The following is an 11723-nucleotide window of genomic DNA, read 5'->3' as shown; positions in this document are numbered from 1 at the left end:
TTCATCTACCATATTACAGTCTGTGCTGTAAAAGAAAATCGAGATTTCCAACCTTATTTTTAATCATTTCAACCTATATTGGTTGAACAGTCTATGAACTGGAAATTCGTCATTAATCGGCAGGATAGTCCAATTCATTTCGCGAATAATCTACATGGGAGTATTTATGAAGTTGGTGAATAAGACGATATGTGCAATTCTCGAACCTATTACTCAAAGAAAGATGGGGTACCTATGATTGAATTAATTAATTTCCTTCAGCATAAAAATATTAAGGTAACTGATATAAACAAGTGGGGGGTATTTCTTAGAAGAGAATGGGAAAAGAACTTTACAAGCCATATGGATGAGTCGGAAAAAAAGGAGATATTTCTGGATCAATTTTTATGGCACGTATTCAGTTATAACAAGATGAATATGGTGACACAAAATAGAGCTAAAGATAGTTTCAACAATCAATTAAAGGTAGAGTGTTATCTTTTTTTCCAACATCATGACCATGCCTTGTTACTCGAAGATCTAAAGACATTGAAAGCAGAGGATTTTGATAAGCAGAACGATATTTATATAACAGATAAGAACTTCCAATGGACTTATGTAAAGACCCATGAATCACAGTGCGGTCCTTACTTTTATATAAAGGAAGATTGAACAATAAATGCAAAGGAGTTGAACATGATAAGAAGCCAAAGTTGTATTGATTTTAATCAATTCCTTAATCAAAAGGTTATCGAAATTAATAGAATGTACCCCATAGTTACTTTCGAGAATGGTTCCTTAACTATTGAATGCTCTTGGCGATTAAGGAAAGGCAACTCAATTATAGTAGGCAGTGCGGAAACTGAAGTGGAGAATAAACATAATAAGTCATATGAGATATTTGAAAAAACTCTACTAAACAACACTATTAAACACATAACACATTATGAAGACATATCTGATCTCAATATAAGCTTGGACAATAATATTTATTTGGACCTTTTTCATGAAAGTTCATTGTATGAAGGATGGCAGTTAAGTGGGGCTGAAGGTTTTTTATTAGTATCACTTCCTGGTGGAAGTTATTCATATTGGACAAGCAATAATATAAAGGAAGGGCATTGATGCTGAACCGAACATCCTTATATATAATCCTTTTTATTATAATACTTATCTTGTTATCCATTATCGAACCATCCGTTAAGTTGGGATTGTTGAGTGCTGTGCTGATTACATCATTCAAATATATAGACACATTTTTGCATGAACTTGGGCATTTTTTTGCAGGGAAGCTGGTTGGGTATGAAATAGAACGTGTAGTAATCGGAGATCGGAAACCCATTATTAGTGTAGTCGTCTTTGGAACATCATTTATATTTTGCTATGGATTCGGCGGGTTAACTGTTCCAGGTACCAGTGTTAAGATCAGCAAGCTGCGTCTTTCTGTTTTTGCTCTCGGAGGGGTAATCTTTCAGATTTTTATTATTTGTATTACCTACATTTTATTTGGAATTGGTAGTGAAGAAAATTATTTTCTCCCCCTTCTATTTATGATTTTGAATCTAATCACCATAGTATATAACTTATACCCAAGAACCTTTATCCAAGATGGAAAGGTATACCTTAGTGATGGATTACTTTTCAAAAAAATAATAATGATGAAAGTAACAGATTAAGGATTGATGGAATTAGGATTGATCCCAAGTGGTAAAGCACTAATGGGGGAAAGATAGACATATGACATAGATTGGAGATTCTCATGTCGAAACCAATTTCTAAGCAAGAAGCTCATTTGATGGGTATTGATACTATGCATCAAGAAATGGATACCGGGGAAAGACGATTCAGACTGGTCTGTTCAGATGGCAGTTCGTATGTCCGTACGGAAGCTTCAAATACTGGCGGATGGCAGAACAGTCATTATCATAAATCCCTTACAGAATTTTATGTCGTCCAAAAAGGATGGCTCGTATACACGGAGTATTCCTCTGATGACAAATTAATTATGAAATATTTAGAACAGGGTGATAGCATTCTCGTAAAACCATTTGTCCATCATAACTTATTCATGTCCGCAAATACTGTCACACACGTAATAAAATATGGTGGTGGAATCGGGAATGACTGGCATCCTTCCCCCGAATTGGACAAGCTCACGATACATATAGCCGAGGCTGACCTTATTCGTATACGAGAATAATGATGAACACAACCGTTCAATAAGGAATAACTACGGTCACAACCGTTCCCACCCCGGGTTCCGATTGAATCCGAAGTTCCGCCAGACCTCCGTACATCAAATTCAGCCGTTTTTTGATATTTCGCAGTCCAATGCCTCCGGCGTCGTGAATCAGCATGTCCTCGATATACTCTTTGGACATCCCTACCCCATTATCCGAGACCGAAAAATGCAGCCGTTCTCCGGATCTCCGTCCTGTAATCTGAATCCGCCCCCCGCTCACAACCGCCTCCATACTATGGATAATGGCGTTCTCGACAATAGGCTGGAGGAACAGCTTTGGCACCACTGTCCCAGGCGGCAGATTCTCCACATCGTATTCCACCTCAAAGACTCCCGCATAACGTTTCTCCATAATATGTGTGTAGCTCCTCAGCCAATTCAGATCGTCCTCCAGCAGAACCTCCTCCTGGCCGTTGTTCACGGTATACTGGAGCATAGTGGAAAGGCTGACAATCATTTGACTGATCTCGCTTTCCTCCCGCTCCAGAGCCATCCAGTTGATGATATTAAGCGTGTTGTAAAGGAAGTGGGGATTGAGCTGGAGGTTGAGCGCCAGCATCTCTGCTTCTTTCTCGCGTCTGGTGCTTTTGTAATTTTCCTCGATCAGCTCTAGAATCCTTTCGTTCATCTGATTGTATCTCTTTACGAGAATGCGAAATTCCAATTGTGGCTGGTCCGGAATCTTGGTGGAAAAATCACCGGCCCCGGTTAATTGAATCGCGGCCATTATTTTTTTAATCGGCTTCGTCAAATGGCTGGAAATCACATAGGCAATGCCCACCGACAATAGAAGCAAGACCAGAGTAATGCCTAAATTCGTATAGCTGACGGTCGGCAGGTTGCGGACCAATTGGCGGTACGGGACAACATATATGGTTACCCATCCGGTGATCCCGGAAGCAGCATAACCAATCAACACATCCTCTTTTCCCTGCTTGACCAGGGCAGTCCCTGACACGGATGTGAACTGATCCTTATACCATCCGTTCGCATCCGTCATCCCCAGAAGTGAATTGTCCGGGTAGGTGACGATCTGTCCCTCTCTGGAGACCACATAGAAATAAGACCCCTGCACAGCAGGCGTCTGAGCCATATACTGCCGGTAATACTCTTCATTAAAATTAATCAGCAGCACCGGCCGTTCCACACTCTGAGGCCAGCTGCGGCTCATGCCGTCGATAACGGGTGAAATGTTAAGCAGCCGCCCTGCAGAGAAAACCATGCGGAATTTGGCGTCCATTCCACCTAATTGAGGCTGACCGTAGATTCTTGTCCAATCGTAGGTGGGGAACCACAGCAGGCTCCCATTCACCTCCGCTATCTTTTGGTATATATAGGAGTGTACAAACCCGGACGGCGGGACGGAGACAAAAGATGAATTGGTGGTATAGCCCGTAGCGCCTCCCCCAAAGCTGTAATAACTGGTAATCAGCTGCACAGAATAGAAGTCCTGCTCGTTACGGAAATACTTGTTCAGAATTTCAGTTGCTTTGCGGTCCATTCTTAACAGCTCTTCATCGGTCCGGGGCTGCTGCCGGTCAAAGAGGGTGAATAAGTCCGGGTCTGAGATGAGGTCAATGGTTCTGGATTCGATATGATTCAGCATCAAATCGCTGATCTCTGTCTTCTTTTTCACGATCTCGAGGATACTGTCTTCGGCATTGCTGACTATGATGTCCGAGCTCGTCTTATAGTTAATGACAGCGTTCGTCACCGAAGGGATCGAAATCAGCAGCACAAAACAGAGGATCAGCTTGGTTCTCAGCTTCATATTTTTCCACAGATCCCGTTTATCACGGTAGATATACTGGTATCCAGCCATATTCCCTCCATCATCGGAAACGGTTTCACCGTCCTTATAAGGACAGTATCCGTTTCAGCGAGAAATACAAGGATAATTATAATGTGAAACATTACTTAATAACCGTCTAGAGAAGTTGACTTGAAAAAACATAAAAAAGTAGAAGTGCGGAGGGGAAGTTTGGAACTGTAGGAGCGACAGCGACCGCCTTTGTCTGCAGATTTCCACCGCGAACAGAGGTATAAATCAAGAAATCTGCTGACAACAGCGGCCGGAAGTCCAAACATTCCCCGTAGTTACGACCAGACCCTGATATGAAAATCTAAAGTTCAACTTCAGTCAGTCTGCGCGTCAAGGCGCGGTATTCTTCCGGTGTGAGACCCGTTTCTTTTTTGAATACACGGTTGAAATATTTGACATCATGATACCCTAGCTGCTCAGCGATCCGGTACACCTTCACATTAGAACTCCCTAGCATTTCTTTGGCCTCATTCAACCGGAGCCGGGTTACATATTGATTGAAGGTCAGCTGGAGCCGGCTTTTGAAAAACTGGCAGAAATAGCTGGAGCTAAAGTGAAACATGGCGGCGACCGCTTCCTGGGAAAGGTCCTCCCTATAGTGCTGGTCAATATAATCAAGACACCGTGACATCACCCCCTCCTTCCGTTCCCGCTTCGCTTCCGCCACACTTTGGGCAATGTCCTCCAAAAGCCTGGCTACGGACGCAATCAATCCTGGGCAGCATGGAATGCCGTCGCCCAAGCAGGAGGCGCGCTGCAGCAGAACTTCCTGCACATCCTCTCTTATACTTTCGAGGTCATAAATCACCCTGGACAGAAGGTGCTTGACTTCCCGCACCAGTTCTTCCGGCAAAGGCAGGGCCCCTTCTCCAAGCATCTGGCGGACCGCTTCCTCTGCTGCAGGCCCGAAACCTGAAAGCCCATCCCAGCCTTCGATTACCTCCTTTAGCTTGCCCGGAATCCGGGGATCGGAGGTAAGCACCCGGCCGGCGTCCAGCCCCCCATCTGCCGCCAAATATACTTGTGGCTCCCCGGGCTGTGCATAAAAGCAGCGTGCAGCCGCATAGCGGGCTTCGGTATACGCACGGGTAACATCATCAAATAAATGCTCTGAAGGAGCGCTGATCCCCACAGGCAGCCCGAGCCTTACAAGCATCTGGATCATGCCGGAGTCAGGTTGTACGCTGCTTGCCACCACCAGCAGACCGGATTCCTGCCGGGAAGTAAAACCCGTATGGAAACCAAAGGGCCGCAAGGATGCCATCACCTCTTCCGCAGCCCTTTCCTCTTTGATATAGACCACCAGCAAGCTGCCGGAGCCGCTGAATCCAAGCATAGTCAACACTTCTTCTCGGTCTGCCGGGGTCCTTAGTTTCCCTTCGAGCCAATGGTTCAGGAGACGATGACGGTAGGCCGGTTCTGCCACATCCAGCCGGACGGCAAGCCGTTCATATTGCTGCCGGGTGGCGTACTCTTCCTCCAGGCTCTTTTCCGTCTTCTCCAGCACAGCAATGAACTTCTGCGGGTCAAGCGGCTTCAGCATATATTCGGAAGATCCAAGACTCATCGCTTTTTGCGCATATTCGAAACGGCTGTATCCACTTAAATAAATGACCCGCCGCGGAGAAGGCTGAGGCGTAAGCTGTTCCAGGAAATGCAGTCCGTCCATAAGCGGCATCCTAATGTCGGTGATAATAATCTGGAAGCAGCGGGCGCTGCAGATCTCGAGCGCCTCCCGGCCATTCCTGGCTGTAACAATCCCGTATTCAGGACGCAAACGGCGCAGCATGCCGGAGAGTCCGGTGAGGTGGGCAGGTTCATCATCTACCAGCAGAATATCGTACATACCGTCCCCCCCTTATTAGCCTTTGATTCCGGTCATCGCAATCCCTTCAATAAAATGACGCTGCGCAATCAGAAAGATCACCAGCGAAGGGATCACAATGACTGTAGTCGCAGCCATCATCAGATTCCACTGTGCAGAGTAGGAACCCTGAAATAAAGTCAGTCCCTGCATTAACGTATAGTTTTTCTCGGAGGTAATGAACGCCAGCGGTCCCAGGTAATCATTCCAGTTGGCCAAAAAAGTCAGCAAGCCGATCACAATCATCGCCTGTTTGGCAAGCGGGACGATAATCACCGCATATATCCGTACATGCCCCGCACCGTCCACTTTGGCCGCCTCGTCCAGCTCGCGCGGGATGCCCAGAAAGAACTGCCGCAGCAGAAAAATATTGAACACCCCTCCGCCGAACCAGGCAGGTGCCACCAGCGGAACGAAAGTGTCAGTCAAGTGAAGTGCGTTCCAAAATACGTACTGCGGAATCATGACTACAAAGAACGGAATCATAAGTCCGGTTAATATCACCCCGAATACCTGGTCCCGCCCTTTCCAATCGATACGCGAAAAGCTGTAGGCACACAACGAGGCGGAGAGCAGAACTCCCAGGATCGCCAATGAAGTAATAATGACGCTGTTCAGAAAGAAACGGCCAAACGGATACGCATCCAGTGCTGTACGGAAATTATCCCACTTGAAAACCTTCGGTATAAACCCCGGCGGAATCTGATACAGTTCCCCCATATCAATCAATGACGTCCGGACCATCCAGAAGATTGGAAACAGGCAAAACAAACTTCCAATTCCAAGCAGCATATATATCATTGCTTTACTTATCCACGATTGCTGTTTCACCGCTGCTCCCCCTTCCCTTCGTAATACACAAAAGATTTCGAGAAGAAGAAAATCAAAGCGGTGAACAGGGCGATCACCAGAAACAAGAGCACGGAAATCGCACTGGCGCTTCCCATCCGGGAGGACTTGAATCCTTCATTGAACAGGTACAGCACATAAAAAAGGCTCTTGTTGCTCGGTCCGCCCTGCGTCATTACCGAAGGCTGGACAAACGCCTGAAATCCGTTGATAAAAGCAATAACTGTGTTAAAAAAGATGATGGACGAAGTCATCGGGATGGTAATATAAAACAGCTTATGGAGCCTGTTCCCCCCGTCGATCTCTATCGCTTCATACAACTGGGAGGGGATGCCCTGCAGTCCGGCCAGGAAAATCACGATGGTATTGCCCAGCGTCCAAAAGCTGAAGAGGATCAAGGTCGGAACTACCGACCCTGTATCCCCCAGCCATTGCGAAGTAGGCAGATGAAGCTGCTCCAGCATGGCGTTCACAATGCCAAAATCCGGCTGCAGCAGCCACATCCATACCATGGATGAAGCAGCTAACGGAATGATGACCGGCAAATAGAATATTCCGCGAAAAAAGGCTCTGCCTGCAATTTTCTGGTTCAGCAGTACCGCAGCAAAAAAGGAAATAATAATGCCCAGAGGCACACTGACAAAAACATAATAGAAGGTAGCTTTGACTGCCGGATAAAAGAAGGGGTCAGCACCTGTAAATAGTGTCTTGTAATTGGCAATGCCGATCCACTCCGGTACCATCCCTACACTATAGTTGGTAAAACTCAGATATATGCTTGCGGCGATCGGAACAAGCACGAACAGCAGGTATCCCGCCAGTACCGGCGAAGCAAACAGAAGGCCGTAACGCAGCTCCTTGGCAGCACGCTGCCCTCTGCGGGAGCGCCTGGCGGGCTTATGGGTTGGTGTCAAATTCGTTATTGGATCATGGAGAGACATCATAGCGTCCTTTAATCTCCGGCTGAATCTTAGGCTCAAGCTCCTTCATCGCCTCCAAGGCGGTTTTCCGGCCGAGCCACACCTCATCCATACCAGAGAAGGTAATCGCATTTACTTTGGAGAAATTTTTAATATAATAGGACCCGTTCGGCACCCCGTTGTTCAGCAGATTATTCATCATCGCATCCTTGAAGCCGGATGGATGAGCCGGATTATTATCCGCCCACTTGGCAACGAGTTCAGGATCGGTATACCATTTGGTCATCGTAGGCATCCACAGTCCGCCTTTGTAGAGGTCTATGGCGCCTTCCGGATTCTCCAGAAATTTCGTCAGCAGCCAGGCTTCTTCCTGATGCTTGCTGGATGTATAGATGACAGAAGCTCCGCTGATACCCATGGGAACGCTGCGTTTCATCTTCGGAAGCACACCGATATCATAATTGACTTTGGCGGCACCGAGATCCAGATTGATCCATTGGCCGTGCATCGACATGGCTGCCAGCTTCGATTGCAGGGCAACCGCCTGTGAAGGAATCGACTTCATTTGCACCGGAGAAGGTGCCACATGATACACGTTAATTAAATCCGCCAGACGCTGGATCGCTTCCGCCGCTTCCGGCTGGCTGAACCCGAATTTACCGTCCTTGGTCACCCATTCCCCTTCATTGTTAATCACTGCCGCATGAACAGGTCCATGCCAAGTTTCAAAGGAGACGCCGAACTGCTTGATATTATCCGGATCAAACCCGGGATCGGCGGCATTTTTACCGTTTTTGTCGAGGGTTAATTGCTGGGCAACCTTTACGAATTCATCCCAGCTCCAAGCCATTTCCGGCTTGGCAGGAGGATAATCCACCTTGGCTTCATCAAATAGATCCTTGTTGTAGAACAGCCCGAAGGTTTCTCCGGCCGTACTGATTCCGTATGCGAAATCCTCGGACGACTTGAACCAGATATAGTCCAAAAAGTCGCTGCGCTTCAGGTCCTTATCCGCATCCAGCAGTTCAAACATATTGACGAACTTGCCGTCCTTTTGCCAGGGGTCTGCCAGCTCGCCATGCATATAGCCCAGATCCGGCGCTTCATTCCCGGCTACCATTGCCGTAATCTTAGCATCATAATCCGCTTCCGGGATATGAATAGCATCCACTTTGATGTTCGGATATTTGTCTGTGAAGGCCTGGGTTGCCTTCTCAATGGCCGCCTTCTCCTGCGGACTGCCCCAGAACGTAAATTTCAGCGTTACGGGTTCCTGGGACTCCTCTGTGCTCCCTTGCTCTGCTCCCGTTTTTCCCGTATTGGTTTCTTTATTGCCGCTTGAATTTGAACATCCCGACATTAAGGCCGCCAGCAGCAAGACTCCTGTCAACAACCAATACAGTGCTTTTCCTCGCCCTTTTACCTTATTCTCCATCATAACCCTCCCTGAAAGTTTTGTAGCATACGCTTCCTTGAATCACTTCGCAAAACCCGCTTCGAAATCAAATGCTTAAATGTGTTGATTGGGTTCCTGTTCTCATCATAGAGAATGCGCTTTCATATTAAAATTCCAAATTTTTAATAATGGTGGATTATTTTCGGATGTTTGAGGGCAAAGAAAGAAGATGCTTGATCCTGGGACCAACATGCACCTTCTTCACTACCTTTATTCTTATAAGCTTCTTTTGTATAAATATCCTAAGTTTAGTTTTTTCATTTCATTTCCTTTTTACCAAATTGAGTTACCCCAATTGCTAATACAATTACGAAAATTGTGATTGCACAAGGTAAAAACGGGAATATCTGAAATGAATGTTCACTTGTAATATTGGAAAATTTGTGCAATTCAGTTGACACCAAGTATCCACTATAACAATACGGATATATAGGCCAGATAGGAGTGTTTGTAACAAGAACTCCCGGTATAACAAGTAGCATATTAAGCCCGATAGACAGCAGCGGTTTCTCAAACAGTACCGTCAACATCCACATAAATGCTACGCCGGGAACAGAAGTAATAAATAGGCCCAATGCACATTTCAAGAGATATAACACAGGGATGGTTTCTGTAATTCCCATAGTAGCAGTTGCGACTAAACCAGCGACTATAAAAGCGATAAAAAAAATCACCATTTCCATTCCCAAGTAGCAAAGTAACACAGTGAATTTGGCAAGTGCCATTTTTGTACGGCTGATTGGCATCGCCAGCATTTTTAATATGCCGTTATTTTTTGTTTCAGTATTGAAAATCATCACGCACACAACAATCATACTAAACGGCAGTAAGTAATATCCAAACAGCAATGCACTTTGAATAAACATTGCAGGCCATGCGTTTTTATACTCTGGCGTAAAATAACTTCTTATATTAGCAACACCGGAAATTACCACAAACAGAGAGGGAATAAGAATCAGCAGCACGAGTTTTGATCGTTTTACTTTTTTGAACTCAATAGCGAGAATTTCTAAAAAACTCATTTAAATACCTCCTATTCATAACGGATATGCTTTGTCATAATCAACCCAGCCATAAAAAACAGGACAGTTTCAATTACAGACAGAGCAACTACGGTATAATCCAAGTTCACTGTGGGTGAAACAGCTGGTTTCATCATTAGTACAAATGGATTTATAAGCAACCATTTGCTGTGTCCCATTGCCAATGTCATACCGCTTAAAAATCCCGCCACACCTATCCCAAGTGTGCTCCACATGTTTTCAAATCTTGAGGAAATTATCAGCATAAACGACATAACGGGTAGCGTGGTTAAAAAGGTGTAGCTTGCAAACCGGAAAAATGTATGTATTTCAAATACACCTTTAGGTAGGTTTGACATACCAATCCATGCAAGAGCAGCGTTTTGAAATATACTGCAAATCGCTAACAACACAGCCATAATCAAAAACTTGGAAAGATAGATGTTTGCCACTTTGATGGGTAGCATATACATCTTCTTTATGGCATTGCCACTATGCTCAATGTTATAAATCATACAAGCAGCTACTATTACACCGAACAGGTTTAAGACCATGATCATGCCATATAACGATGTGAGTAAGATCACCATAGGAGGCAATGGTAAGGAAAACAACGTCTCTTTACGGATGAAGAAATTTACAAAGGCGTACAAGGCCCCTAAAATGCCAACAGCAAACATAATCGGAATAACGCCTGAGCGCTTGCACTTTTTCAGTTCAATGGCGAGCGTTCTCATATTTTTGGGCTCTGTTTTCTTGCTGCATTATCCTGTTCCACCATAGACAAAAACATCTCTTCCAAATTATCAGTGACAAATCCATTCTGTTCTGCAAATTGTCGCAATTCACTCATGCTGCCCTCAAACAGCATATTTCCATGGTTAAGGATACCTACATCATTGGCAATCAACTCAATTTCCGACAGCATATGCGAGGAAATAAGGACGGTACAGTCGTACATTTGAGGCAAAGACTTCACCAAGTTTCTAATTTCATGGATACCCGACGGATCAAGACCGTTTGTTGGCTCGTCTAAAATTAAAATTGGCGGCTGTCCAATCAATGCCGAAGCAAGACCAAGTCGCTGTTTCATACCTAGAGAATACTTTTTAACGAGACGGTTTCTAAATGCGGAAAGCCCTACAAGTTCCAGTACGTCATCGACAGTACTTTCGGGTAAGCCTAAAATACGCCGAATAATATCGAGATTTTCACGGCCAGTCAAGTTACTGTAATATGCTGGTAATTCAATGAGTGAACCTACTTTTTTTAAGATATCCACACGGTTTTCCGGAAATGTTTTCCCGTCCACAGAAAAAGTACCGCCAGTCGGATTTGTGAGGCCAAGCAGCATTTTCATAGTTGTGGATTTGCCTGCCCCATTCGGGCCAAGAAATCCATAGATTGTGCCTTTCGGAATGTGTAGGGAAACCTTATTCACAGCGGTAAAACCCTTGTATTTCTTTGTGAGATCATTAGTAGAAATAATATTTTCCATAGTCGTCACTCCTTTCGTGATAGGAACAATATAACGTTCCAACCTGACGCCAACATTCTGCCCACCTTACA

At 45.1% G+C, this 11723-nt stretch carries 12 protein-coding genes; 4 read left to right on the top strand and 8 right to left on the bottom strand.

Annotated features, from left to right (window positions below; genetic code table 11):
* Window positions 1-234: 234 nt before the first annotated feature.
* The 4 genes from ACTJKB_RS08450 to ACTJKB_RS08435 all read left to right on the top strand — a co-directional run bounded on the left by ACTJKB_RS08450 (window position 235) and on the right by ACTJKB_RS08435 (window position 2179).
* Window positions 235-651, top strand: a complete 417-nt coding sequence (locus ACTJKB_RS08450) for a DUF4275 family protein (protein WP_440833210.1) — start codon at window positions 235-237, stop codon at window positions 649-651.
* A gap of 24 nt (window positions 652-675) precedes the next feature.
* The gene (locus ACTJKB_RS08445; protein WP_440833208.1) at window positions 676-1104 is read left to right on the top strand and encodes a hypothetical protein; all 429 of its coding nucleotides are present in this window, start codon (window positions 676-678) and stop codon (window positions 1102-1104) included.
* A complete protein-coding gene (locus tag ACTJKB_RS08440) occupies window positions 1104-1655 on the top strand; it encodes a hypothetical protein (RefSeq protein WP_440833206.1) in 552 nt (183 codons plus the stop codon). The genes ACTJKB_RS08445 and ACTJKB_RS08440 overlap by 1 nt, the downstream gene beginning before the upstream one ends.
* An 83-nt stretch (window positions 1656-1738) precedes the next feature.
* The gene (locus tag ACTJKB_RS08435; RefSeq protein ID WP_440833204.1) at window positions 1739-2179 is read left to right on the top strand and encodes a hypothetical protein; all 441 of its coding nucleotides are present in this window, start codon (window positions 1739-1741) and stop codon (window positions 2177-2179) included.
* 16 nt (window positions 2180-2195) lie between these two features.
* Here ACTJKB_RS08435 and ACTJKB_RS08430 read toward each other — a convergent pair whose 3' ends face one another.
* The 8 genes from ACTJKB_RS08430 to ACTJKB_RS08395 form a co-directional block, all read right to left on the bottom strand.
* Window positions 2196-4043, bottom strand: a complete 1848-nt coding sequence (locus tag ACTJKB_RS08430) for a histidine kinase (RefSeq protein ID WP_440833202.1) — start codon at window positions 4041-4043, stop codon at window positions 2196-2198.
* A gap of 301 nt (window positions 4044-4344) precedes the next feature.
* Window positions 4345-5889: a response regulator transcription factor gene (locus tag ACTJKB_RS08425; RefSeq protein WP_440833200.1), complete on the bottom strand. Its 1545-nt coding sequence runs from the start codon at window positions 5887-5889 to the stop codon at window positions 4345-4347.
* Window positions 5890-5904: 15 nt separating this feature from the next.
* On the bottom strand, window positions 5905-6738 hold the full coding sequence (locus tag ACTJKB_RS08420) for a carbohydrate ABC transporter permease (RefSeq protein WP_440833198.1): 834 nt from the start codon (window positions 6736-6738) through the stop codon (window positions 5905-5907).
* Window positions 6735-7697, bottom strand: coding sequence for a carbohydrate ABC transporter permease (locus tag ACTJKB_RS08415; protein ID WP_440833871.1), 963 nt, complete (start codon window positions 7695-7697; stop codon window positions 6735-6737). Before ACTJKB_RS08415 ends, ACTJKB_RS08420 begins: the two co-directional genes overlap by 4 nt.
* On the bottom strand, window positions 7684-9111 hold the full coding sequence (locus ACTJKB_RS08410; protein WP_440833196.1) for an ABC transporter substrate-binding protein: 1428 nt from the start codon (window positions 9109-9111) through the stop codon (window positions 7684-7686). The genes ACTJKB_RS08415 and ACTJKB_RS08410 overlap by 14 nt, the downstream gene beginning before the upstream one ends.
* 278 nt (window positions 9112-9389) lie before the next feature.
* The gene (locus ACTJKB_RS08405; RefSeq protein ID WP_440833194.1) at window positions 9390-10154 is read right to left on the bottom strand and encodes an ABC transporter permease; all 765 of its coding nucleotides are present in this window, start codon (window positions 10152-10154) and stop codon (window positions 9390-9392) included.
* Window positions 10155-10165: 11 nt separating this feature from the next.
* On the bottom strand, window positions 10166-10891 hold the full coding sequence (locus ACTJKB_RS08400; protein ID WP_440833192.1) for an ABC transporter permease: 726 nt from the start codon (window positions 10889-10891) through the stop codon (window positions 10166-10168).
* Window positions 10888-11652 carry an ABC transporter ATP-binding protein gene (locus ACTJKB_RS08395; protein ID WP_440833190.1) on the bottom strand — a complete coding sequence of 255 codons (765 nt, stop codon included), beginning with the start codon at window positions 11650-11652 and terminating at the stop codon, window positions 10888-10890. Before ACTJKB_RS08395 ends, ACTJKB_RS08400 begins: the two co-directional genes overlap by 4 nt.
* Between the last annotated feature and the right edge of the window lie 71 nt (window positions 11653-11723).

Source organism: Paenibacillus sp. 22594 (assembly GCF_052044425.1).
In the GTDB taxonomy this organism is placed as follows: domain Bacteria; phylum Bacillota; class Bacilli; order Paenibacillales; family Paenibacillaceae; genus Paenibacillus_AQ.
This window is presented reverse-complemented; position numbering and strand designations above follow the sequence as displayed.